General features: G+C 68.3%; 24 protein-coding genes and 1 pseudogene. 4 read left to right on the top strand and 21 right to left on the bottom strand.

What is annotated here, in order from left to right:
• Nucleotides 1–7 precede the first annotated feature (7 nt).
• From IPP98_13600 to uvrA, 16 genes are all read right to left on the bottom strand, one after another.
• Nucleotides 8–1402, bottom strand: a complete 1395-nt coding sequence (locus IPP98_13600; GenBank protein ID MBL0180137.1) for an amidohydrolase family protein — start codon at nt 1400–1402, stop codon at nt 8–10.
• A gap of 198 nt (nt 1403–1600) precedes the next feature.
• Nucleotides 1601–1732, bottom strand: a complete 132-nt coding sequence (locus IPP98_13595; protein MBL0180136.1) for a PEP-CTERM sorting domain-containing protein — start codon at nt 1730–1732, stop codon at nt 1601–1603.
• Nucleotides 1733–1931: 199 nt separating this feature from the next.
• Nucleotides 1932–2366 (bottom strand): hypothetical protein, encoded by a 435-nt coding sequence (locus IPP98_13590; GenBank protein ID MBL0180135.1) that lies wholly within the window; start codon nt 2364–2366, stop codon nt 1932–1934.
• A gap of 199 nt (nt 2367–2565) precedes the next feature.
• Nucleotides 2566–3618 (bottom strand): DUF1611 domain-containing protein, encoded by a 1053-nt coding sequence (locus tag IPP98_13585; GenBank protein ID MBL0180134.1) that lies wholly within the window; start codon nt 3616–3618, stop codon nt 2566–2568.
• Nucleotides 3612–4361 carry a PspA/IM30 family protein gene (locus IPP98_13580; protein MBL0180133.1) on the bottom strand — a complete coding sequence of 250 codons (750 nt, stop codon included), beginning with the start codon at nt 4359–4361 and terminating at the stop codon, nt 3612–3614. The genes IPP98_13585 and IPP98_13580 overlap by 7 nt, the downstream gene beginning before the upstream one ends.
• A 5-nt stretch (nt 4362–4366) precedes the next feature.
• Nucleotides 4367–4753 (bottom strand): hypothetical protein, encoded by a 387-nt coding sequence (locus tag IPP98_13575; GenBank protein ID MBL0180132.1) that lies wholly within the window; start codon nt 4751–4753, stop codon nt 4367–4369.
• Between the two features lie 86 nt (nt 4754–4839).
• The gene (locus tag IPP98_13570; GenBank protein ID MBL0180131.1) at nt 4840–5193 is read right to left on the bottom strand and encodes a hypothetical protein; all 354 of its coding nucleotides are present in this window, start codon (nt 5191–5193) and stop codon (nt 4840–4842) included.
• Nucleotides 5183–5581 (bottom strand): hypothetical protein, encoded by a 399-nt coding sequence (locus tag IPP98_13565; protein MBL0180130.1) that lies wholly within the window; start codon nt 5579–5581, stop codon nt 5183–5185. Before IPP98_13565 ends, IPP98_13570 begins: the two co-directional genes overlap by 11 nt.
• Nucleotides 5578–5877 (bottom strand): hypothetical protein, encoded by a 300-nt coding sequence (locus IPP98_13560; protein ID MBL0180129.1) that lies wholly within the window; start codon nt 5875–5877, stop codon nt 5578–5580. The genes IPP98_13565 and IPP98_13560 overlap by 4 nt, the downstream gene beginning before the upstream one ends.
• A complete protein-coding gene (locus IPP98_13555) occupies nt 5878–6234 on the bottom strand; it encodes a hypothetical protein (GenBank protein MBL0180128.1) in 357 nt (118 codons plus the stop codon).
• On the bottom strand, nt 6234–6494 hold the full coding sequence (locus IPP98_13550; protein MBL0180127.1) for a hypothetical protein: 261 nt from the start codon (nt 6492–6494) through the stop codon (nt 6234–6236). Before IPP98_13550 ends, IPP98_13555 begins: the two co-directional genes overlap by 1 nt.
• An 81-nt stretch (nt 6495–6575) precedes the next feature.
• The gene (sdaAA, locus tag IPP98_13545; protein ID MBL0180126.1) at nt 6576–7466 is read right to left on the bottom strand and encodes an L-serine ammonia-lyase, iron-sulfur-dependent, subunit alpha; all 891 of its coding nucleotides are present in this window, start codon (nt 7464–7466) and stop codon (nt 6576–6578) included.
• Nucleotides 7466–8131, bottom strand: a complete 666-nt coding sequence (gene sdaAB, locus IPP98_13540; GenBank protein ID MBL0180125.1) for an L-serine ammonia-lyase, iron-sulfur-dependent, subunit beta — start codon at nt 8129–8131, stop codon at nt 7466–7468. The genes sdaAA and sdaAB overlap by 1 nt, the downstream gene beginning before the upstream one ends.
• A 5-nt stretch (nt 8132–8136) precedes the next feature.
• A complete protein-coding gene (locus tag IPP98_13535; GenBank protein MBL0180124.1) occupies nt 8137–8352 on the bottom strand; it encodes a hypothetical protein in 216 nt (71 codons plus the stop codon).
• 53 nt (nt 8353–8405) lie between these two features.
• On the bottom strand, nt 8406–10247 hold the full coding sequence (locus IPP98_13530; protein MBL0180123.1) for a serine/threonine protein kinase: 1842 nt from the start codon (nt 10245–10247) through the stop codon (nt 8406–8408).
• Nucleotides 10248–10337: 90 nt separating this feature from the next.
• The gene (gene uvrA, locus IPP98_13525) at nt 10338–13190 is read right to left on the bottom strand and encodes an excinuclease ABC subunit UvrA (GenBank protein MBL0180122.1); all 2853 of its coding nucleotides are present in this window, start codon (nt 13188–13190) and stop codon (nt 10338–10340) included.
• Between the two features lie 655 nt (nt 13191–13845).
• Between uvrA and IPP98_13520 the strand changes: the two genes are divergently transcribed.
• From IPP98_13520 to IPP98_13505, 4 genes are all read left to right on the top strand, one after another.
• Nucleotides 13846–14820 carry a transglutaminase domain-containing protein gene (locus tag IPP98_13520; GenBank protein ID MBL0180121.1) on the top strand — a complete coding sequence of 325 codons (975 nt, stop codon included), beginning with the start codon at nt 13846–13848 and terminating at the stop codon, nt 14818–14820.
• Complete coding sequence (locus tag IPP98_13515) at nt 14817–15572, top strand: ABC transporter ATP-binding protein (protein MBL0180120.1); 756 nt, start codon at nt 14817–14819, stop codon at nt 15570–15572. Before IPP98_13520 ends, IPP98_13515 begins: the two co-directional genes overlap by 4 nt.
• Complete coding sequence (locus IPP98_13510) at nt 15538–17271, top strand: hypothetical protein (GenBank protein MBL0180119.1); 1734 nt, start codon at nt 15538–15540, stop codon at nt 17269–17271. Before IPP98_13515 ends, IPP98_13510 begins: the two co-directional genes overlap by 35 nt.
• A gap of 126 nt (nt 17272–17397) precedes the next feature.
• On the top strand, nt 17398–18600 hold the full coding sequence (locus tag IPP98_13505; protein ID MBL0180118.1) for a hypothetical protein: 1203 nt from the start codon (nt 17398–17400) through the stop codon (nt 18598–18600).
• A 3-nt stretch (nt 18601–18603) separates the two neighbouring features.
• Here the strand turns inward: IPP98_13505 and IPP98_13500 are convergent, their stop codons facing one another.
• The 5 genes and pseudogenes from IPP98_13500 to glpK form a co-directional block, all read right to left on the bottom strand.
• Nucleotides 18604–19029 (bottom strand): zinc ribbon domain-containing protein, encoded by a 426-nt coding sequence (locus IPP98_13500; GenBank protein ID MBL0180117.1) that lies wholly within the window; start codon nt 19027–19029, stop codon nt 18604–18606.
• Entirely contained in the window at nt 19026–19622 is a 597-nt protein-coding gene (locus tag IPP98_13495; protein ID MBL0180116.1) for a cytochrome c-type biogenesis protein CcmH, read from the bottom strand. The genes IPP98_13500 and IPP98_13495 overlap by 4 nt, the downstream gene beginning before the upstream one ends.
• Nucleotides 19619–21658: a heme lyase CcmF/NrfE family subunit gene (locus tag IPP98_13490; protein MBL0180115.1), complete on the bottom strand. Its 2040-nt coding sequence runs from the start codon at nt 21656–21658 to the stop codon at nt 19619–19621. The genes IPP98_13495 and IPP98_13490 overlap by 4 nt, the downstream gene beginning before the upstream one ends.
• 10 nt (nt 21659–21668) lie before the next feature.
• On the bottom strand, nt 21669–22100 hold the full coding sequence (locus IPP98_13485; GenBank protein MBL0180114.1) for a cytochrome c maturation protein CcmE: 432 nt from the start codon (nt 22098–22100) through the stop codon (nt 21669–21671).
• Between the two features lie 110 nt (nt 22101–22210).
• Nucleotides 22211–23660, bottom strand: a pseudogene (gene glpK, locus IPP98_13480) (glycerol kinase GlpK).
• Between the last annotated feature and the right edge of the window lie 148 nt (nt 23661–23808).

Below are 23808 nucleotides of genomic sequence, written 5' to 3'. Positions count from 1 at the left end.
CGGCGCGCTAGAGACCGCCCGTCCGGCGCGGCGCTGGCGCGGCGGGTGCGGCCGGCGGAGGCGTTGCGGCGCGACGGCCGTTCTGGGGCCCGCCATGCAGGAACTCACCCACCAGAATCACTCCGCCCTGCTTGTACACGAGCCCATCCTTCAGGACGAACTGCACGTCGCGCAGCGCGTCGAGTGACTCGAGCGGATTCTCCGACAACGCGATCAGGTCAGCGGCCATCCCCGGCTTGATCGGCCCCCGGCGCGTCTCCAATTCACTGACCTTGTACCCGTTGATGGTCAGCGCCTTGAGGACCTCGGCGTTCGGCACGCCGGCATCCTGCCAGGTCTTGATGAACTCGATGGCCACCTCGCCGCGGGTCTTCCCAGGCACGTAATAGTCAGCGTCGGTCGAATAGGTGAGCAGCACCTTGTTCTCATAGGCGTTCTTCAGCCCGGCCACCGTGCGCTGATAGGCCGCGGCGCTGGTGTGCCCGACGAGCGTGATGGGGGTTTCGGTTCCGACGCGCCAGATCCCCTTGGCAGCCATCTTCTTGTGCAGCGTGTCATTGAGCGCGGAGGCGTGTTCGATCGACCAGATGCCGGCGTCGATGGCGCGCTGCGCACCGGCTGCCGTCTGCACGTGCCCCGCCACCTTCAACCCGGCCTTGGCGGCCTCGCTGATGAAGAGCTGAATCTCCTCGGTGCTGTAGCCCCAGCGCTTGCAGTCGACGCAGATCTTGATGACCCGCGCGCCGAAGAGGGCGTTCTGGCGCACCGCCTTGATGATCTCGTCGTGGGTGTCGGCCTCGAGGTACTCGGGATAGACAATGTTGTGGTCGAGCGCCATCGTCGGCGTTGGCGAGAATTGTCCGCCCATGCCCCCGATGATCAACCCCGAGGTCACCATCGTCGGCCCCGGCAGCCACCCCGCCTCGATCGCCTGGCGGAGCGCGACGTCGGCGTAGTTGGCGTTGTTGCCGAGGTCGCGCACGATGGTGAAGCCTCCGCTCAGCATCTGGAGCCCGTTGGACGCCGCCTGGATCGCCCGCAACTCGGAGGACTCCTTGATGTAGGTGATGTAGTAGTCGTTCCGCTCGGGGTCTTCCTTGTAGGTCAGCGCGAGGTGGTTGTGGGCATCCACCAACCCTGGCATCACGGTGAGCTTCGACAGGTCGATCACCTTGGCGCCACTCGGCACGGCGACGTCGGTGCCGACGGCCGTGAAGCGTCCGCCCTGCACCAGGATCACCGCGTTCCGGGTGATGCTGCCGTTCTCCGGGTCGATCAGGCGACCGGCGCGGATGGCGGTGATCGGTCCGGTGGGTGGCGCGCCAGCGCCTCCCTGGGCTGCAAGCGGTGTGACGGCAAGGGCGACTGCGAGCAGCGGACTGGACCAGACGAAGCGGCGCATGGCAACACTCCAGACGGGTGGGGTGACGGCGGGCGGAGCAGCGATTGTAGGGATGGTGGTTGGCGCGCGAGGCGCTCAGGGAGAGTACGGCGTCCGGGGGCCGGGCGCCAGTCGGTTGGGGGGGCCGAACGAAGCAGCGGGTCCGGAATCAAGATTCCGGACCCGCTGCGACACCCACTACCAGAGAACGGTGCGGAGTTACTTGCGGTTGCGGCGGCGCTTGGCGGCGGCCATACCGGCCAGGCCCGTCGCAAGCAGCGTCATCGTGGCCGGCTCCGGCACGACTTCCTGCGGCGTCCCGCCGTCCTCAGCCGTGATGCGGAACATCATGTCCTGGTAGTCCCAGTCGCCGGCGCCGTTGTCTTCGATGCCCGCGATGTAGGTCGTCGGGTCGAGGCGACCGAAGCCGAAGAGCGCGAACTGCTGATCGGTGTCGGAGAACGCCGTGCCACCGCCGAGCAGGTTCACCCAGAGGCCCCAGGACACGCCGGCGGTCAGCGTCGCGGGCAGCGGGTACGTGGTGTTGAAGTTATACAGCGTGGAGCGATCGTTGGTCGCGAAGATGCCCCAATCGAGATTGGCACCGGCGATGTCGCCGCCGACGCACGGCGCCGTGCAGCCCGCGCTCGTGGTGCCGCCGAGGTACTCGAGGGTGTACGTGCCGGCCCCCCGAGAAGACGATCGGCGCCCAGTTGCCGCTGAGGTTCCAGTACTCGTTGGCCGGGGTCCCGGTGTACGGGAGCCAGGTGTTCGGGCGCTGGTTGATGCAGCTGGTCGGGGCAACGCCGGTGACGACAAAGCCCGAGTTGCAGTTGTTCGGGTTCAGGGCGAGGCCGTCGTCCGAGAGGTTGTCCCAGAATTCGACGCCGTCGTTGTTGGCCGTGAAGCCCGAGAACGCCTGGGCCTGCAATGGCGCCGCGCTGACGAGCGCAGCAGCCGAGAGAGCGAAAACAAGGTTCTTCATCTTCAAACAGAACTCCGGTGTGGGTTGCCCAGCCTAGGAGCACCTTCCATGCCAGTAGAAATGACCCGGTGGCACACATTTAAGTCATTTACAGACAACAACTTAGCAAACCATTGGAACTAGCCCGGCGGAGCGATGTGGCGAACGCGCAACACAAACTGTCGCAGCTGATCGGCAGTTACCTGACACAGCCGATCGGCTATCGTCGCACTCCGGCAATGGCAGCGACCAACGGGGTGGCGTCAAACCGCACCGGATCGGTGCAGGGAAGCCCCGTCTCGCGCGCCGCCTCCACGCAGGCGCGACGTGCCGCGTCGTCGTCGAGGTCGTAGGTGTTCAGGGCGATCCCGATGACCCGCGAGGGGTGCACCGTGCTCGCCATCGTCTCGTAGAGCCGGACGTACTCGCTCAGCGGGGGGATGGCCAGCCACGCCTGGGGCCGGTAGTCGCCGATGAACTTCCGGCTGGCCTGGTGGCAGAGGATCATCGCGTCTGGGCAACTGCCGTGGAGCAGTCCGAGGGTCACTCCGGAGTAACCGGGGTGGTTGATGCTCCCCTGCCCCTCCACGAGGACGATGTCGGCTCCCTCCGCCCCCTGCAGCGTGATCCGTTCCGCCGCGCCGGCGATGAAGTCGGCGACCACCGCGTCGACGGCGATCCCCCACCCCTCGATCATGATCCCGGTCTGCCCGGTGGCCACGAAGTTGGTCCGGAGCCCCTGGGCCTTGAGGCCGTCCACCAGGCGCAGTTGTGCCGTCATCTTGCCGACGTTGCAGTCGGTCCCGACGGTGAGGATCCGGACCGCCTGGGTCGCCTTGGCGCGACCTGACGCCACGGGGAGGTCGGCGGGTGGGCGACGGAGATCCTCGATCCGGCGACCGTGGGTACGAGCCGCCTCGGCGAGGAGCGGGTCGTCGCCGAGGAAGGTGTGGAGCCCGCTGACAATATTGCAGCCGCCTTCGAGCGCCTCGCGCAGCCACGCGCGCCACTCTTCCGGGAGGCGGCCACCCACCGGCGCGATCCCGATCAGGACCGAGTTCGCGCCGAGGGCGAGTCCTTCGTGCATGGTGGCGATCACCGGGATGTCGCCACCCGCACCGAGGATGTCCTGCGACGTCTTCCCCGCGTGCTTCCGGTCGAGCACCGCGACTACCCGGTCGGGCTGGAAGCGGATGATGGAGTTCGCCGTCTTCGACGTCAGCGGCCCGAAATCACCATCAGCCAGGATCAGGTGGCGCAGTGGGGTCACGATCCGCTGGACTCCGTGATGATGGTCTCGCCACCCTGACCGAGCTGCTTCGGTGCCTCGGCCTTCGGGGCCGAGAGCATCCCCATCTTGGCCTTCAGTTCAAGCAGCTGCTGGTCGGACGAGCCGTGATACTCGAGCTGCTCGAATTCCTTGGCCAGCTTGTCGCCGGTGAACTCCTCCTGGAGCTCCGCGGCGGCGAGCGCCTTGCGCTCGTTGTTCTCGATCTTCTCCTGCATCCGCTCGAACGACTCGAAGGCACTCTTGTCGCCCATGCCGGAGAGGGTGTCCTGGATGCGCTGCTGTGCCTCGGCGCGCCGGGCGCGGGCGACCAGGATGTTCTTCTTTCGCTTGGCTTCCTCGATCTTCTCGTTCAGCTGCCGGAGCGAGCCCTTGAGCGAATCGGTCTCCTGCTTGCTCTTGGCCCAGGTCTCGTGCAGCTGCTGGGCGCCCTGCAGCGCCTCGTTGTAGCGCATCAGGGCCTGCTTGGCGAGGTCGTCGCGGCCTTCCTGCACGGCGAGCATCGCGCGACGCTCCCAGTCCTCGGCCTGCTTCTTCATCGCGATCGAATCGGCTTCAAGCTTCTTCTCGTCGGCGATCGCCTGGGCCACCTGCTGACGCGCCTTGTCGAGCTGGCTGCGCATGTCCACGATCAACTGATTCAGCATCTTCTCGGGATTTTCGGCCCGGGAGATGAGGTCGTTGAGGTTGGAGCGGAGCATCGTGGCGAAACGGTCGAAGATCCCCATGGCGATTACCTCTCCCCGAACGCCGCGAGGGCGCCCACATGCGACGCGAGGGCAAGCGCGAGCGAATCGACGCTCGCCTCGAACTCGCTGAAGTCGAGATCGGACAGCAACAAGGCGTCGGTCAGGACGACGTGATCGCCCTCGACGCCATACGAGCCATGCACCAGCTCCCGCGCGTTGAACTCGAGCAGGCGACGGCAGAGCTCGCCGGCCCGGACCGAGTCGCTCGGCAACTGCATCACGCGGACGCGCAACACGAGCACCGGCGGCGCGTAGTGGACGATCAGCTCGGCATCCTCGGCCGTGCGGACCAGCCACATATCCTCGGCGACCGACTCGACCGGCAAGTCGAGTCGATCGAGATAGGCCTGCACATCATCACGATTGGTCATCGGCGACTCCTCCAGCCCGGACACGCCAGGCGACGTCTGAAACGTAGTGCGGGCCCAAAAGACCCGCCAAGCACCCCGCCGCCACCTCACCTCGCCGCCGGCGGTTCCTCGCGGCGGGCCAACAGTCGCTCCGAGAAGTCCTGCCGCTCCTCCAGCTCGGCCACGCGAGTCCGGAGTTCATCCAGTTCGGCATACAGCTCGTCGGGCAATTCCGCCGGGCCGGTGGCCTCCGGCAGTTCGCCGGAGATTCGCGCCGCCAGCGCCTTGCCGAGCGGGCCACGGAGCACGAAGGCTCCTCCCCCGACCACGGCGAACCAGATCGGCACCGACACCGGGCCGAGCACCATGGTGGCCTTCATCAAGCCGCCGAAGACCGCCAACACGGCGAGCGCAATCCACCCGCCACTGCCCCCGCCCCGCGGCCGCGGGTCACGCGCCATGCCGCGCCTCTCCGATCCGGGGCTGCGCCAGCAAGCGCTCGGTGAACTCCAGCCGCTCCTCGACCTCGGCGATCCGCGCGTACGCCTGCTCGACCTCACCACTGGTCAGACCGCGATGCTCGAGTTCAGCCAACCGGGATTCCAGCTCCGCCATCCGCGATGCGGACAGTCCATCGACGCCGCTTCCCTCGAGCATGGCGGCGATGGCCTTCCCGACCGGCCCCGTGAAGAGGAGGAAGCCCATCCCGACGAGGCCGAACAGCCCCACAATGAGGAACTCGAATCCCTTCCGGGCGGCCTCATCAATCAGGTAGGCCATGTACAGCATGCTGCCCAGGGCAAGAAAGAGCACCAGCCCCATCGCCATCAGCCGCGAGAACCGATTCATTCCGAGCCCCTTGCGATCCGCGGCTGCTCCGCCTGCTGCGCGAGCATCCGCTCGGTGAATTCCACCCGCTCCTCCATCTCGGCGAGCCGGCCGTAGGCGGCCTCGACTTCGCCGCTGGAGAGTCCGCGTTCCTCGAGATGGACGATCCGCGCCTCGAGTTCGGCGATCCGCTCAGTATTGCCACCGCCGATCCGATCGGCCCAGGCCTTCAGCACCGGCGAGATCGCCCACATGGCGGTGCAGCCGATCCCACCCATGGCCAGCCAGAAGGAGAAGGCGCCGATGCCATCGCCCATCTAACGGCCCCCCTGCTCGGGGAGCCGCGCCTGCTCACCGCGCTGTGTCAGCATCCGTTCCGCAAAGTCCATCCGGTCCTCGATCTCGTGCATCCGCGCCACCGACTGCTCCAGGTCCACGATGCGATCGCGCAACGTCTGCACTTCGTCGAGCAGCATCGGATCCTGCCCGCGCTGTTCAATGCGCCGAGCCCAGGCACGGACCAGCGGATAGAAGACGATGCCGCCAACAATGATCAGCAACGTCAGGACGGCCACCGGAGCGATCCAGTCGGGCGGACCGCCCCCGGCGATGATGACCTGGCCATCAGGAAAGGGCGGCGGCGTGGGCGGAGTCGGAATTTGGGGCATGAACATCACTGACCTCCGCTCGCTGCGTCGGGGCGGTCGCCCTTGGCAAGCAGCCGCTCGGTGAATTCCACCCGCTCGTGCAGCTCGTTCACTTCGAGCCGGAGCCGGTCCAGCTCATCGTAGACGGCGGGGTCCGGCTCGAGGGCGGGGAGCGGCTGGGCGCCATGGCGGAGCCGGTCCGCGAAGGCTTTCCCGACCGGTGAAAAGGAGAGCACGATCATGGTACCGCCGCCGAAGATGCAGAGGATCGCAATGATGTCTTCCACGGACGGCCTCATCGAGAAAGGGAACGCCCCCTTGTACGGGGGGGCGCGCGGGAATGTTTCAGCCGGAAACAGCCACCCCGGTCAGCTGGTCGAGCCTTTCTTCGGCTTGAGCTGAACCAGCCGCGCCTTGGCCAGGCGTCGCCCCGTCGGGGTCGCCGCCAGCCCCCCGCCAGCCGTTTCACGGTACCGCACGTCCATTTCACGGCCGATCTGTCCCATGGTGTCGATGACCTCATCCACCGGGATCGGGAACTCGACGCCGGCGAGGGCCATTTCGATCCCGGCCAGTGCCATCGCTGCCCCGGTGGCGTTCCGGTAGACGCACGGGACCTCGACCAGCCCCCCGAGCGGATCGCAGACCAGGCCGAGGGTCCCCTGCATCGTGAGGGCGACGGCGTGCATCGCCTGCCTGGGGGTGCCGCCAAGCAGCTCGACGCCGGCGCCTGCGGCCATCCCGGCGGCGGCACCCGTCTCGGCCTGGCAGCCGCCTTCGGCACCGCTGAGCGACGCCCGCACGGCAACCACCGCGCCGATCAGCCCGGCCGTGGCGAGGGCACGCACCATCGCCTCCTCCGAGACCGGATGGCGGCGCGCAATCCCCAGCAGCGTCCCCGGCAGCACCCCCGCCCCGCCGGCGGTCGGCGCGGCCACGATGACGCCCATCGCGGCGTTGACTTCCTGGACCGCGAGCGCCGCGGCGAGGGCATCGGTGAAGATCGTGTTGGCGAGCGGACCACGCGCGTTGGCGAGGCGGTGGGCATCGCCGCCGACGAGTCCACTGACCGAATGGAGGTCGCCGACCAGGCCGCGTTCCACGGCATGCTGCATGACATGCAGGGCCCGACGCAGCCCGGCCTCGACTTCCTCGCGGGTCCGCATTCCGGTGTCCGCTTCGGTGCGGAGGGCGAGTTCGCCGAGCGAAATCCCCTGGGCCTCAGCGGCCTCGACCGCCTCCTGCAACACGTCGTACATCACGCCACCCGTTCGATGATGCGCACCGTCTTGAGCGCCATGAGCGACTGAATCCTGGCCAACGCCTCGGCGGAGGGGGCGTGGTCGAGTTCATAGATGTGAATGGCATCACCACCGCGCTGGCGGCGGAAGACGCGCATCGTCGCCACGTTGACGGCGTCCTCGGCGAGCGCGTTGGCGACGCTGGCGACGCTGCCCGGCACATCCTTCGCCACCGCCACGAGCGTCGTGTAGGCGCCGGACACCTCCACGGGAAAGCCGTCGATCGCCGTGATCATGATGCGGCCGGCGCCGAGCGACGAACCGGTCAGGACGGCCGAGCGCTCGCCGCGGGTGACATGAATGCGGGTGGTGTTGGGATGATGGTCGCCGCGCAGCGTGGTGTTCTTGAACTCGACGATCAGCCCAGCAGCCGTCGCGGCGTCGAGCGATTCGCGCAGCCGTTCGTCGTCGGGTTGATAGCCCAGCAATCCGCCCGCGATGGCGCGATCGGTCCCGTGACCGACACCCGTCCGGGCAAAGGAGCCATGCAGCTCGACCAGTGCGTGGTCCGGCGTGCCGCCGACGAGCGCGCGCGCGATCAGGCCAATGCGGCAGGCCCCTGCCGTGTGCGACGACGAGGGGCCGACCATGACGGGACCGATGATGTCGAGAAGTGAGACCATGCGTTTCAGATCAACTCGGCAGAGAGAATGTCACCGAGCGAAATGCCGATCTCGGTGTCGTCGTTGTGCTCGGGGCGCAGGAAGACCTCATGGGCGGTGGGATGCAGGTCGACACTCGTCGGCACGCCGTGCACCTCACGCTGGTCACGCAGGACCAGGCGGACGGGGATCCCCTGACCATTGGCCCAGCGCAGCACCTCGATGATCGCGTCGATGTTCATGACCGTCTCCGAGAAGTGGGGCGCCCCAAATATAGCGGTTTCCGGACGCGTGATCAGGAGGAGAGCAGGACGATCGTGTCGTCATCCGGCCCCCGTTGCGGCGGCGACGGGAGCGTGGCGGGGGCGCCAAAGACATCCTGGGAGCGCAACGAGGCCTGCAGCGCGTCGAGCAGGTGTTCGAGTTCCCGGCGGGCGCGGGTCAGCCCCCATCGGAAGCTCCACCGATAGGTCCCGACCATGAGGCCGCCCATCACCGCGAAGATGCCCAGTCCGAGCGGCGCCGCGAGCAGCAAGGCACCCTTCGCCGCGGCGACGACCATGCCGATCGTTGCGCCGCCGCCGCCGAGTCCGACCCCCAATCCAAAGCCGATCTTGGCATTCTTCTTCACCCCGCTCCGCAAATCGGCGGTCATGGTGACCTCGCAGCGGCGCGGATCGGTTGCGAGCGGGTGGAGCGTGACCCGAAGCTGGTAGGCATCGATCACCGAGAGGTAGTAGCGCAGGGTGCTGAGGCCGCTCCCGCCCCCCATATAGTCGCCAGTGGTGATCTCGCGGACCGTGAAGGTCAGCACACCACCATCCAGCGGATGTCCACCGACGGTGTCGCGGAATGTCAGGTCCCACGGATGGGTCGGGAAGATGCGCCCGATCGCTTCGAGGGTGCGCAGCGGCGTGCCGGAGATGGTCCGGGTGACCTGCATCGACCGCTCGCTGGTGCCGACGATGAAGGTGGCCAGCCGCTCACGGCCCTGGTCGTCCGCGGCCAGCAAGGCGCCGCCCGCCGCGCCGCGCTCACCGGGCAGTTCCGCCAACGCCAGTTGCACGAACTCGGCGCCGATCCCCGCTTCGATCGCGGCCGCCTCGACATCCAGGCGCCGATAGCCCGTGGTGGGTGCTGAGGGTTGCACGCCGGTGGCGAATGCCTCCGCCTGTGCCGTCCGATCCTGCACGCGCTGCGCGGCATCGGCCTGCAATTGTGCGGCGCGCAGCCAGACGGCCTTGGCCGCGTTCTCGCTCAGGATCGGGTCGGGCGCGGCGCTCGGTCCGCTCTGGGCCTGCTGCAGCGCCTGGGTCAGCGCCTCCGCGAGTGCCTCGCCCGTGACGTAGCGCTCCGCCGGGTCCTTGCGGAGGCAGCGGTCCACGACGAGCGCGAGCCCGGCTGGGACCGTGGGCGCCACCTCGGCGAGCAACGGTGCCGCCTTGGTGGCTTGCATCAGGAGCACGGCCGAGGCCTGCGGCGCGTCGAACGGCAGCCGGCCACTCAGGAGCTGGAAGGCGACGACACCCAGCGCGTACAGATCGCTGCGACCATCGATCTCGGTGCCCGCCACCTGTTCCGGGCTCATGTAGTGCACCGAGCCCATCACCATCCCGTCCGCCGTCAGCGCGGAGGCCCGCACGTCCCGCGCGATGCCGAAGTCGGTGACCGTCACTCGCCCGGTGCCCCGCTCCAGCATGATGTTCTCCGGCTTCACATCGCGATGCACCACGCCGCGCGCATGCGCATAGGCGAGCGCCCATGCCGTTTCGCGAAGAATGCGCACCGCCTCGGCCGGCGGCAGGGGTCCGCGCGAGGCGAGCCGCTCGGCGAGGGTTTCGCCGTCGACGTAGCCCATCGCGAAGTACACCAGTTCGTCGGCCGTGTCGGCCCGATAGATCGGGACGATATTCGGATGGGAGAGCTGGGCTGCCGTCCGCGCCTCGCGCAGGAAGCGCTCACGGATCGCCGGGTCCTGGGCGAGTGCGGGCGGCAACAGCTTGATGGCGACGAGGCGATCGAGCGACAATTCGCGGGCGAGGAAGACGATGCCCATGCCGCCGCGACCGAGCTCCCGATCGAGGAGATACTGGGCCGCGAAGCGCGGGCGAAGGGCATCCAGCGTCAACTCGGTCACGGCCGCTCCAGGGGGAGATGGGTCGGATCGCCTGCGGGCTCCCCGAACGGACAGAGCGTCGCGGGGGTTTCGTACGGGATTCGGTCCAGCTCAGGTGATGCCCAGCGTCCTCGCCAGGAAGCGGCCGGTGTGCGAACCCGGCACGCGCGCGACCTCCTCGGGCGTCCCGGTCGCGACGATGCTGCCGCCGCGCACCCCGCCCTCCGGGCCGAGATCGACGACCCAATCCGACGTCTTGATCACGTCGAGATTGTGCTCGATCACGACGACGCTGTTCCCCTTGTCGACCAGCCGGTGCAGGACTTCGAGCAACAGGCGGACGTCCTCGAAGTGCAGGCCGGTGGTCGGCTCGTCGAGGATGTACAGGGTACGACCCGTGTCCCGCTTCGCCAGTTCCGTCGCCAGCTTGACGCGCTGTGCCTCACCACCCGACAGTGTGGTGGCCGCCTGCCCCAGATGCAGGTAGCCCAACCCGACATCATTCAGCAGCGACAGCTTCTCGGCGATCCGCGTCTGGGCAGAGAAGAAGTCCATCGCGTCGGCGACGGTCAGCTCCAGCACGTCGGCGATGCTCTTCCCCTTGTAGCGCACCTCGAGCGTCTCGCGATTGTAGCGCCGACCCTTGCAGACTTCGCACGGTACATAGACGTCGGGGAGGAAGTGCATTTCGATCTTGACCAGGCCGTCGCCCTGGCACGCCTCGCAGCGGCCGCCCTTCACGTTGAAGGAGAAGCGCCCCGGGCCGTAGCCGCGCATCTTCGCCTCGGGCAGCTGCGTGAACAGCTCGCGGATCGGCGTGAAAAGCCCCGAGTACGTCGCCGGGTTCGACCGCGGTGTGCGCCCGATCGGCGACTGGTCGATGTCGATGACCTTGTCGAGCTGGTCGAGCCCCTCGATGCGATCATGCGCGCCGGGCAGCACCTTGGCGCGATAGAAGTGCCGCGCCAGCGTCTGGTAGAGGATGTCGGTCACCAGCGTCGACTTGCCGGAGCCGGAGACGCCGGTGATCGAGACGAAGCAGCCGAGCGGGATCTCGACGGTGAGTCCGCGCAGGTTGTTCTCGCGCGCGTTGGTGATCTTCAGGCGTCGCGCGGGATCACGCGGGCGGCGCACCGCCGGGATCGGGATGCGGAGTTCGTTGCGGAGGTAGCGGGCCGTCAGCGAATCGGGATGCGCGAGAATTTCGTCGATGGTGCCCTCGGCCACGACCTCGCCACCGAAGCGTCCGGCCCGCGGGCCGAGGTCGATGACATGGTCGGCCGCACGGATGGTGTCCTCGTCGTGCTCGACGACCAGCACGGTGTTGCCGAGATCGCGCAGCCCGCGCAGCGTGTCCAGGAGCCGCTCGTTGTCGCGCTGATGCAGCCCGATGCTCGGCTCATCGAGAATGTAGAGGACGCCGACGAGCCGCGAGCCGATCTGCGTGGCGAGGCGAATGCGCTGGGCTTCACCGCCCGAGAGGGAGCCGGCGGAACGGCCGAGCGTGAGGTATTCGAGGCCGACGTCGGCGAGGAAGCGCAGCCGCTCGATGACTTCCTTGAGGATCGGGCCGGCGATGTCGGGATCGACGGCCCCCGCCTTGCCGCGGCCCACGGGGATGCCCTCGAAGAAGGCGATCGCCCCGTCGACCGACAGCGCCACGACGTCGCCGATGCCCTGGCCACCCACGAGCACGGCGAGCGACTCCGCCTTGAGCCGTTTGCCCCCGCAGACGATGCAGGGCCGCTCCACCATGTAGCCCTCGAGGTCGGTCCGCACCGAGTCGCTGGACGACTCGCGCCAGCGGCGCCCGACATTCGCCAGGATGCCTTCCCACTCGCCCTCGGTCTCCTTGCTGCGCCCGCCGTCCGCCACCCAGGTGATCTTCTTCCCCGGCGCGCCCTCGAGCAGGACCTTGCGCACGGTGGCCGGGAGATCGCCCCACGCGCTGTTGAGATCGAACTTGTAGACCCGGGCGAGTGTCGGCAGCACCACCTTGCGGAGATAGCCGGTCGGTTCGCCCCACGGGAGCACGACGCCCTCGAGGATCGAGATGCTGGCGTCGCCAAGCACCAGTTCGGCGTTCGGCACGCGCGAGGTGCCGACGCCGTGACACTCGGCGCACGCACCGAACGGCGAGTTGAACGAGAACTGCCGCGGCTCGAGCTCCGGCAGCGAGAGGCCGCAGGTCGGACAGGCGAACCGTTCGCTGAAGAGCCGCGACTCCTGCGCCGTCGGCTTGGTGCTGTGCCGCACGATCTCGACCACGCCGTCGGCCACGCGGAGCGCCGTCTCGATCGAGTCGACCAGCCGCGAGCGATCGCTCTCGCGGACCACCAGCCGATCAACGACGACGGCGATGTCATGGTTCTGTCGCCGGTTCAGCGTGGGCACCGCGGTGAGGTCGTGGGTCTCGCCATCCACGCGCACGCGCGCATACCCCTGCTTCTGCAGGTCCTCGATCAGGTCGCGGAATTCACCCTTGCGGCCGCGCACCATCGGGCCGAGCACTTCGATCCGCGTCCCTTCGGGCCAGCCGAGAATCGTGTCGCCGATCTGGCCCGCGGAGGAACGCGTGATCGGCGTGCCGTCGTTCGGACAATGCGGCACGCCGGCGCGCGCCCAGAGCAGCCGCATGTAGTCGTACACTTCGGTGACCGTGCCGACGGTCGAGCGCGGATTCTGCCCGGTGGTCTTCTGCTCGATCGAGATCGCCGGCGAGAGCCCCTCGATCGCGTCGACATCCGGCTTTTCCATCAGCCCGAGGAACTGGCGCGCGTACGCCGACAGCGACTCGACGTAGCGCCGCTGCCCCTCGGCGTAGATCGTGTCGAATGCCAGCGACGACTTCCCCGACCCCGACAGGCCGGTGATGACCGTCAGCGCGTTCCGCGGAATGCGGACGGTGACGTTCTTCAGATTGTGCTCTCGTGCCCCGCGAACGATCAGGAACTCTTCAGCCATAGCCCGGAACCATAAGGTGGAACGGGAAGGAGGAGCAACGCGCACCTCCGGGGCGGTGGCCCACGGCTTGCCCCATATTCCCCGAATGCAACTGTATCGCCCCTCCCCCCGCGCCTGGGCCGCCATCGCCATCCTCGTCGCCTGGGGCGGCGCCTTGGCGTGGATGGGGGCGCGGCGGCTCACCCAGACCGAAGCGTCCGTCCTCAGCAGCGAGGCGGCGCTGCGTCTGGCCCCAGGGGCGACCTGGTTCGCCCTGTATAGCGGTGAGACCCAGGTCGGGCAGGCGGGGATCACGGTGGATACCCTCTCTCCGGGCTATCAGATCCTCGAAACGTTCGCGATCGAAACGCCGGCCGATTCTGGCGTCTTGCGAGCCACGCTGTACCGAATGACCAAAGTCTCGCCGGCACTGGGGGTGCTCTCGGTCGTCTCGCGGACCGCCCGCGAAGGGGTGCGGACGGCGTGGACGGCGGCGTTCGGCGACGGCCGGCTCAGTGTGGCGCGCGAAGGCACCCTCGCCGCGGACGACGGGCTCCCCATCGCGGTGGCGCCCACGACGACCGCGATTCTGCCCTACCGGCTGGCCCTCACAGGCGGCCTGGCCCCGGACCGGCATCGGACCTTGCCGGGATATGTCGGCTGGCCCGGCACCCTGATGCCGATCGAGATGACGACCGGTCGCGACTCGATGGCGGTGTTTGCGGACAGTGCGGTGCTGGACCCGGCGTCCGGCCAGCTGGTGGTGGCGCACCAGGATTCCGCCCGTGCTCGCGCCGTCCTGATCCGGGCCGATGGCCCGGCCGAGCGTTGGTGGATCGACACGCGCGGCCACGTGGCCGGGATCGAAACCGCCTTCGGACTCTCGTGGCGCCGCACCGACTTCGATCTGGCGGCGAGTGCGTTGCGCAATCGCACGGCGTCTCGGGCCGTTCGCCTGCGAGCCCTCCTCCCGCCGGTGACGCGGGTCGCGGCCCCCGATACGACCACGATGCCGAGACGGTACGTCCTGTCGCGGCGCGATGGCAGGCCGCTCGATCCCGCCTTGCTCCAGCCGCTCTCGAGCGGCCGCCAACGGCTGCGCGGTGATACGCTCTCCGTGACGACCGACTGGACTGCGCCAACCGGTACCCGGGGTGATGTGCTGCCGCGGGACCCGCTCGCCCCCGATTCGCTGCCGGCGGTCCGCGACTTCGTGGCACGCGCCCTTGGCCCCACGCCGCCGGTGGATCGTGAACTGCGCATCGGGCGCCTCGTGGCGGCGATCGCGACACGCGTCACGCTCGACACCTCGACGACCGCGGCCGTCGACGCTGGTGCCGCCCTCGCGACCCGCCGTGCGCAGGCGGAGGGCATGGCGCGGCTCTTCGTGGCCGCAGCCAACGCCGCCGGCCTCGAGGCGCGTCTGGCGATCGGGATCCGACCCGACGGCGACGGCTTCGCCTCGCATGCCTGGGCCGAGGTCCGCGATCAGGGCAGCTGGACCGCGGTCGATCCGGCGTTCGGGCGTCGCCGCGCCGCGGCCTCGCTCATCCGCCTCGGCAGCAGCGGGTCGACCGAGCCGTGGCAGCTGATGATTCGTGTGCTCCAACTTCGCCTCACCGTGGTCCCCGACTCCCAGGAGGTTCCGTGATTCGCCTGCGCGGCGTGACCAAGCGCTACGGCAGCTTCGAGGCCGTGCGTGGCATCGATCTCCACATCGAGCGCGGCGAGCTCTTCGGCCTCCTCGGCCCGAATGGCGCGGGCAAGACGACGACGATGCGGATGATCGCGGGCATCCTCGCGCCGACCGGCGGCACGATCGAGGTGGGCGGCGAGGACATCCTTCGCCACCCGATGCGCGCCAAGGCCAAGCTCGGCTTCATCCCCGATCGGCCGTTCGTGTACGACAAGCTGACCGGGGCGGAGTTCCTTCGCTTCACCGCCGCGCTCTTCGGCCAGGACGGGGCCGAGCTCGAGGGACGGATCGACGAGCTCCTTGGCATCTTCGATCTCACGCCGTGGAAGCACGAGCTGACCGAGTCGTACAGTCACGGCATGCGACAGAAGCTCATCATCGCCAGCGCACTGGTTCATCGTCCCGAGGTCATCGTGGTCGACGAGCCGATGATCGGCCTCGACCCGAAGAGCGCCAAGCTGCTGAAGACGCTGTTTCGGCGCTACACCGACCTTGGCGGCACCGTGCTCATGAGCACGCACACGATGGAAATCATCGAAGGGCTCTGTGATCGGGTCGGGATCATCTCCGCGGGCAAGCTGGTGGCCTGCGGGACGGTCGAGGAGCTGCGGCGCGAGGCCGCCTCCGACGGCGCCGGAATGGAAGAGCTCTTCCTTCGGCTGACCGGCGAGCATGTGGACCACGATCTTGACGCGCTCCTCACCTGAGCCGACCGGGCGCCAGCCCGGTCTCGTCACGCTCACCTCGCCCAAGTGGCGGAGTGCCCTCGCGCGCACGCGCACCCGGGCGGAGGGCGTCAGCCGGTGGCGTGGTGTGCTCCTGGCGATCGCGGGAGTGCTCTTCCTTGCGGTGGCATACGGCATCTCGTATCGCGCCGTGAAGTATTTCAAGGATGTGCCGGAGATCGGGCCGCTGCTCGCCGGCAAGCTGCTCGGGATGGCGTTCCTCGCCTTCCTCTCGATCCTGCTGCTCTCGAATCTCGTCTCCGCCTTGTCGACCTTCTTCCTGGCGCGCGACCTCGACATGCTCGTCGCGGCACCGCTCGACTGGGGGCGCTTCTACCTCGCCAAGCTGGGCGAGACGGTGGTGCATTCGTCGTGGATGGTGGTGCTGCTCGCCGTGCCGCTGCTCGCCGCGTACGCCGTCGTCTGGGATGGCGGGCTGCTCTTTCCGCTGGTGGCGATCGCGGCGCTGGTGCCGCTGCTCGTGATCCCCGGCGTCATCGGGGCCGCCACGACCCTGTTGTTGGTCAACATCTTCCCCGCGCGTCGCGCGCGCGACATCCTCGGCCTGGTCTCGCTGCTGACGGCCGGCGCGCTGGTGGTGATGCTCCGCGTCATGCGTCCCGAGCAACTGGCCCGACCCGAGGGCTTCCAGAATCTGGTCGACTTCCTCGCGGTGCTGCGCTCGCCCTCGCATCCGTTGCTGCCGAGCGGCTGGGCAAGCGGGATGGTGATGAACTGGCTGACACGGGTCAGTGACCCGCTGCCGATCCTCCTCCTGTGGACCACCGCCGGGGCGTTCGTGGTGATGGGGGCGGCCCTGCATCGTCGCCTCTATGTGCAGGGCTTCGCGCGGGCCCAGGAGGGTGCCGACCAGTTCGTCCGGGGCACCCGTTGGGACGGCGCGCTCCGCCGCCTCTTCGTCGGACTGCCGCCGATGCGCCGGGAGTTCATCCTCAAGGACCTGCGCACCTTCTTTCGCGACTCGACGCAGTGGAGCCAGTTGATCCTGCTGGGGGTCCTGGTCCTGGTGTACCTCTTCAACATCCAGGCGCTGCCGCTCTTCACCGGCGAGAAGGTGCCGGTGTTGCTGGTGACGCTCATCGCCTTCCTCAATCAGGGGCTGGCCGGCTTCGTCATCGCCGCCATCGCGGCGCGCTTCATCTTCCCGGCCGTGTCGCTCGAGGGACGGCAGATGTGGCTGCTCCGTTCCTCGCCGCTGGACCCGCTCGCCATGCTGCGCAGCAAGTACTTCGTCGGCGTCGTGCCGCTGCTGGTGCTGGCGGTCGGGCTCACGCTTTCCACCAACACGCTGCTCCGCGCTTCTCCCTTCATGATGCTGGTCTCGGTGGCAACGGTGGTCGGCTACACGCTGGCCATCGGCGGACTCGCCCTCGGAGTCGGCACGCTCTTCCCGCAATACGACACGGAGAATGCCGCCCAGATCCCGACCTCCTTCGGCGGACTGGTGTTCATGCTTCTCGCCGTGGCACTGTTGGGCGTCGTGATCACCCTCGAGGCGATTCCGGTCGTGGAGCAGCTCCGCGCGACCGCTGACGGGGAGGAGACCGGCGTCAGCCCAGGTGGATGGCTGGCGTTCGCCGCCGCCGCCGCGTGCTGCGTCGTCGCCGGCTGGCTTCCGATGCGGCTCGCCCTGCGGCGACTCGAACAGCTCGAGGTCTGATCGCACGAAGCTGCGCCGTCTCGCGCCGTTCGGCCACTCGGCGATCGACCCCCCACCGCGATCGTGACGACCGCGATTCGGCACTCCGCCGGATCGCGGTCTGTCCTTTGGTCCCAGGAGGACCCGATGTCACGTCGCCTGCTCTGCTGCACCGCCTTCCTCGTTGGCCTGGCCGCCTGCCAAGGGGAGGAGGCCTCCTCCCCGACGGCCGCCGCGCCCACGCCGACCACGGCGGCGGTCGAGGCCTCGCCGCGCGAACGCCTTGCGCTGCGTCTCGCCGTCGCGCTCAACGACCCCGCCACCCGCGCCGCCCTGAAGCGGAAGCTCGATGCCTCCCACGCACCCGAGGGGAAGCTCCAGTTCCAGGCGCTCGCCCGCGCCGATCAGGGGCTCCTGCTCGCCTCGCTGGCGCGGGGCACCGCCACCTCCGTCACCGACCTGCTCGGTGACCTCGAGGCCGCACGGCCGCTCGAGGTGTACCTGCCGGTCGCGTCCCACCGCCGCGCCTGGCAGGGCGAGGCCACCTTGCTGGTCGCCACGATCGGCCAGGATGGCGAGGCACCGGTCGCCTACGACCTCGCGGGCCATCGGCGAGTGCTGAGCGCCGACACGCCGCCCTCGATCCCGGTGCTCGCGCTGGTCCCGCAAGAGACCGACTTCACCGGGGGCCGCCCGCTCATGGCCGCGTCATGCTACGACCTCTGTGGCGCGACCAGCACCGGCGCGACGAGCAACCTCTCCTCGACCGCCGGCCTCTACCTCACGACGTCGCATTTCGAGGATTCATTCGAGAGCTGGCTGAAGGGGAAGCCCGAGTACGAATATCACGTCTACGGACTGGTGGCGGGGAGCGAGGCGGAACAGTTGTCGTGCACCGGGGAGCATGCCGGGGGCTACTCGTATTTCGACCAGAATGGCGCCGACTGGAGCGGCAATGCGATGCTGCTCTCCGAGCAGGATCGGCAGCGATATGCGGCGGCGCACCCAGGCGCGCCGATTCGCATCGTCGCCTACGAGGACGACGACGAGGCGTGCGTACCACGAATTGATGGCAACCGCGTCACGCAACTGCTCTCGGCGGTCGATGCCGCCTACAAGAGCGTCACGAGCGGGAAGGTGGAACCGTGGTACGTGAAGGGGGTGCGCGCGGCACCCTCGCTCTTCAACCTCTACAGCGCCGTCCGCAACATCATCACGACGGGCGATGATTTGATCGGCAACGCCGTCGAGACATCGGTGGCGGGGTGGGTGCCGGGTGGGGCCAACTGGGTCCTCAAGTCGGACGGCACCCGAACTTATGGCTGGTTCGGGACCGCCTACCGCCCCTGAGCGCTAGACCGCCTGCGGGGCCCCGCAACTGCCGCAGAAGCGTCCGCCGGGCACCCGGCGGGCGCCGCAGCTGCCACAGAATCCCCCCTGCGTCACGATGCGCTGCGTGAGCAGTGCCTCGACCGGGTCGGCATGGATCGGGGGGGCGACCGCCGTGGACGGGCCATCGAGGAGCTCGAGCGCCCGGCTGGAGTAGCGCGCGTGCAACTCGGCGTAATCCTCATCCGAGAGCTTCCCGGTGGCGCGGTCGAACTCGATTTCCTTCAACGCCAGCAGCGCCTGGCCGCGAGGCGTTTCTTCCGGATCGGGCGGCTCGATGATCGGCGCCGTCTCCACACCAGGCGCGATCAGCGGCTGCGCCACCAGCCAGAACAGGGCGAAGCCGACGAGCACCATCGCCACCAATTGCGCCAGCGTATCCTGATTCACGAATCCACCTCGTCGAGCGCGCGCTTCAGTCGGGCCAGGGCTTCGGGATCGGGAGCCGTCGGGGAGGCGCCCCCCGCCGCGGCCACGGCGACGACTTCGCGCCGCCGCGAGAGATACGCGGCCAGCGCGAGACCGGCGGCCAGCATTCCCAGACCGGGCACCAGGTATCCGGCGAGGTTGAAGCCTTGGGCCGCCGGCGCCATCAGCATCTTCTCGCCTTCGCGATCGATGAAGAAGCGGACGACTTGTTCCGGCGTCTTGCCCTCCTGCACCAACGCCACCACTTCCTTGTGCAGGGCCGGCGAGTAGGTGCAGGTGAAGTCGGTCGTGCGGCACGTGTAAATGTCGAGCGTGCAACCGCAGGTGCACTTGAGTTGCCGCTCGATCGCGATGATCCCCGGATCGTTGTCGATCGCCGTCACCGTGTCGCGGCGTTGGCCGACACCATCGGGGTCGCGGAGCAGGTCGCCCTGCACTGCGCCGGTATCCTGGGGGGCCACCCGGCTCGTGTCCTGCGCGGCAAGCGGCCGAAGCACCGCGCCCCCCACCGACACCACGGCGAGGCCGAGGAAGTGGCGTCGCGAACTGTTCATTCCGCGACTCCGGCGAGCGGCACGGTGTAGCCGGCCTGGATCGATGCGCGCTGACGCGCGGTCTTCACCTGCGGGCCGCCGGGCCACATCGTGAGCAGGCCACCGAACACCAGGATCCCGCCGCCGATCCAGAACCAGCTCACCAGCGGATTGATCAGCAGCGAGAAGGAGGCGCGCTCGGTCCCGTCGGGTGACCCCGCGTACACCACATACACGTCCTCAAGCAGGTCGGAGCGGATGCCGACCTCGGTCGACGGTTCGAAGGTCGGGTTGCCGAACGAGTCCACGTGCTGACGCTTTTCGGACTTGATCGTCCCCATCCGCACACCATCCTTGGCCACTTCAAGCGTCGCCGCCGAGACCCGCCGGTTCAGGGCCTCGTACTGGGAGACGCCGAGGTGGGTGAAGGTCCAGGTGTGGCCGTAGGCCGACTTGAGCGTGGCCTTCTGGCCCGGCTGCAGGTCGACCGTGGTCTTGGTCGCAAACGCGAGCCCCGTGAAGGCGACGAAGTAGACCATGATCGCCACGTGGACCACGTAGCCGCCGTAGCGACGACGGTTGCGGGCCACCAGCCGCATCAGCGCGACCGGAGCGCCTTCCGCGTGCATCGTCATCCGGGCACGGATACCGCGGCCGAATTCCTGGATGACCGTCACCAGCGCGAAGGCGGAGACCGAAAGCGACATCAGCGCCCAGGGCGAGCGCAAGCCGCCGGCCAGCAGGGCGCCCATGGCGACGATCCCGCCAAGCGTCGGCGCGATGAACTGCCGGCGGAGATTGGCCGCCGAGGCCTTGCGCCACGCAATGAGCGGCCCGACGCCCGTGAGGAAGAGCAGGAAGATGCCGAGCGGGATGTTCACCCGATTGAAGAAGGGCGGACCGACCGTGATCTTGGTCCCCCGCACCGCCTCGGAAAGGATCGGGAAGAGCGTGCCCCAGAGCACCGAGAAGGCGATGCCGACCAGCGCGAGGTTGTTGTAGAGGAAGGCGCCTTCGCGGCTCACCATCGACTCGAGTTGCGCCTCGGGCTGCAGCAGCGGCCAGCGCGTGTAGAGCAGCGTGAACGAGAGGATCGCCGCCACCATCAGGAAGCCGAGGAAGAAGTAGCCCACGGCGGACTGGGTGAAGGAGTGCACCGACGCGATCACGCCCGAGCGGGTGATGAAGGTGCCGAAGATCGTCAGCAGGAAGGTGCCGACGATCAGCCCCATGTTCCAGCGCTTGAGCATGCCGCGCTTTTCCTGGATCATCACCGAATGCAGGAACGCCGTCAGCGTCAGCCACGGCAGCAGCGAGGCGTTCTCGACCGGATCCCAGGCCCAGACGCCGCCCCAGCCGAGTTCGACATACGCCCACCACATCCCGATGGTGATGCCGACCGATAGGAAGAGCCACGAGGTGAGGGCCCACTTCCGCATCGCCACGATCCAGCCGGCGTCGAGCTGCTTGGCGAGCAGTGCGGCCATCGCGAACGCGAACGGGATGGTGAGCGAGATGTAACCGAGGTAGAGCATCGGGGGATGGATGATCATCCCCGGGTTCTGCAGCTGCGGGTTGAGACCACGGCCGTCAGGCGGCGTGAAGGCGAGCCGCTCGAACGGGTTGGCGCCGCCAAAGAGCATCACCAGCACGAAGAAGACGGTGGTGATGTTGGCGATGCCCGCGACGTACGGCAGCATCGCCTTGAAGCGCTGCGACGTGAGCGCCTGTGCCAGCGCGCCGAAGATCGACAGCACCACCGCCCAGAAGAGGAGTGACCCCTTCTGTCCTGCCCAGAACGCCGAGATCAGGTAGTACTCGGGGAGGTTCCGCGAGGTGTAGGCGGCGACGTACTCGATGTTGAAGTCGTGCGTGAAGATGCCCTTCCACAGCGCGACGGCCGCGACGAGCAAGGCGGCACAGAGGGCGTAGCTGCTGCGCGTGATGGCCGTGGCCAGCGCCGGCCGCTCTTCCCACTTGCCGAAAAACGCCAAAGCCGTACCCCAGGCACCCACCAGAACGGCGGCCCAGAGTGCGAACTGTCCCAGGTAAGTCATCTGGCCCCGCTCAGGTGGTTTTGTTCTTCGCCATCTCGTCCCACTGCGCTTCGTAGCGGGACCCGCACTTGGCGACCAGGACGGTCGCGTGGAAGGTGCCGTCGCGTCCGAACTTTCCCTCGGCGACGACCTCGATCTCGTTCTTGTCGGTGAAGGTGTCCGGCACCAGGCCGATGTAGGTCACCGGGAACGACTTCGTGCCGTCACTGATGGTGAAGTCGACGCGCTGGGCAGCCGGGTCACGCTTGATCGACCCCTTCACCACCTTGGCACTCACCTTGACGCCGACATCGTGCAGTGACGGGTCCTGCTCGGCCTTCGCGACCAGCTGCGATGGCGTGAGGAAGTAGGTTCCCGTCTGCTTGACCCCCTCGACCATCAGGAGCGTGACGACCGCGACAATGGCGACGCTACCGAGTGCGAACTTGGTGCTGGGCTTCATGGTGTGACGCTCCCCAAGGAGATGGGCAAATATACCCCGGACGCCTGCAAAAGGTGCCATCCAACCGGGCCCGGCGAGGGATGATCGATCATCGAGGATCGATCATCGATTCATCTGTCCTGCGCCCAGTGCAGCGCCGCCCCGACCGCGCGATGCCACTCACCTCGCCGTTCCGCCCGCCAGGCGTCTGTCGCCCGGGGTTCGAAGCTCGTCGCCCCGCCCAATTCGGCCGCCGAGGGGAGGGATGCTCCGATCCCCTGCGCCGCGAGGCGGGCCGCGCCATACGCGGTGAGTTCGACGGCCGCCGGCCGTTCGATCGGGACGCCGAGCAGGTCCGCCTGCAACTGCATCAGCCAGTCATTGGCCGCCGCACCGCCATCGACGCGCAACGCGCTGACCCCGCCCATCGCCTCGACCAGATCGACGGTCTGGTGCGCCACCGACTCCAGGGTGGCCCGGACCAGGTGGGCCTTGGTCGTCCCACGGGTCAGCCCGGTCACCATCCCCCGCGCGTCGGCGTTCCAGTAGGGAGCGCCGAGGCCGGTGAAGGCAGGGACGACCACCACCCCTCCAGTATCGGCCACGCTGGCCGCCAACGCAGCCGTCTCGCTCGCCCGGGTGATCAGCCCGAGGCCATCGCGCAACCATTGCACGGCCGCCCCCGCCACGAAGACGCTCCCCTCGAGCGCCCAAGCGCGCTCGCCAGCGGCACCGACCGCAATTGTGGCGAGGACCCCCGGGCCGGGGCGCGGGACGTCATCGGTCCCGACAAAGCGAAGCAGGAACGCACCGGTGCCGTAGGTGATCTTGGCACTGCCGGCGGTGACGCAACCCTGTCCGAAAAGGGCCGCCTGTTGATCGCCCGCCAGCCCGGCAATCGGCAGTTCACACCCGAACCACTCCGCCTGGGCCATCCCCACGACGCCAGACGATGGCACGATGGTCGGCAAGAATCCTGACAGGGACGCCGAAGCGGTCGAGGAGGGTGGTATCCCAATCGCCCGTCGCAAGCGACGCCAGCATCGTTCGTGAACTGTTGGTCGGATCGGAGACGTGCACCCCGCCCGTCAGGCGCACCACCAGCCAACTTTCCACCGTCCCGACCCGGAGGCTCCCACCGTCGGCCCGCGCGCGCAACGCGGGGTCATTCAGGAGCCACTCGAGTTTGGTCGCCGAGAAGTAGGGATCGAGCAACAGGCCGGTCCGCGCGCGGATCTCCGCCTCGTGACCCGCGGCCCGTAGCTCGGCGCAGCGTGCGGCGGTGCGTCGATCCTGCCAGACGATCGCCCGGCCGATCGGCTCGAGCGTCGCGCGGTCCCAGAGCACGAGGGTCTCGCGCTGGTTGGTGATGCCGATCGCATCGACCGTGACCCCGGCGATCGTCAGCGCCTCGCGGCCAGCCGCCACGGTCGCGTGGAAGAGCAGCGCGGGGTCGTGCTCGACTTCCCCGGGGGCAGGAAAATGCTGGGGAATCTCTCGCGTGGCCCGGCCCAGGATGCGGCCATCCGGCCCCACCACGAGCGCGGTGGAGCTGGTGGTGCCTTGGTCGAGGGCCAGGATGGCAGGATGTGGGCTCCTCGAGTCGGAGGATCACGAGTCTGGTGACCAGTGACCTGTGACCGGTGAGCAGGTTATGGGGACGGGTTAGGCGGTAAACCAGAGCGGAGAATGGGGTGTACTGGAAACCCCCTGGGTTACAGGTCACGTT

This window comes from Gemmatimonadota bacterium, from assembly GCA_016720805.1.
GTDB lineage: Bacteria > Gemmatimonadota > Gemmatimonadetes > Gemmatimonadales > GWC2-71-9 > Palsa-1233.
This window is presented reverse-complemented; position numbering and strand designations above follow the sequence as displayed.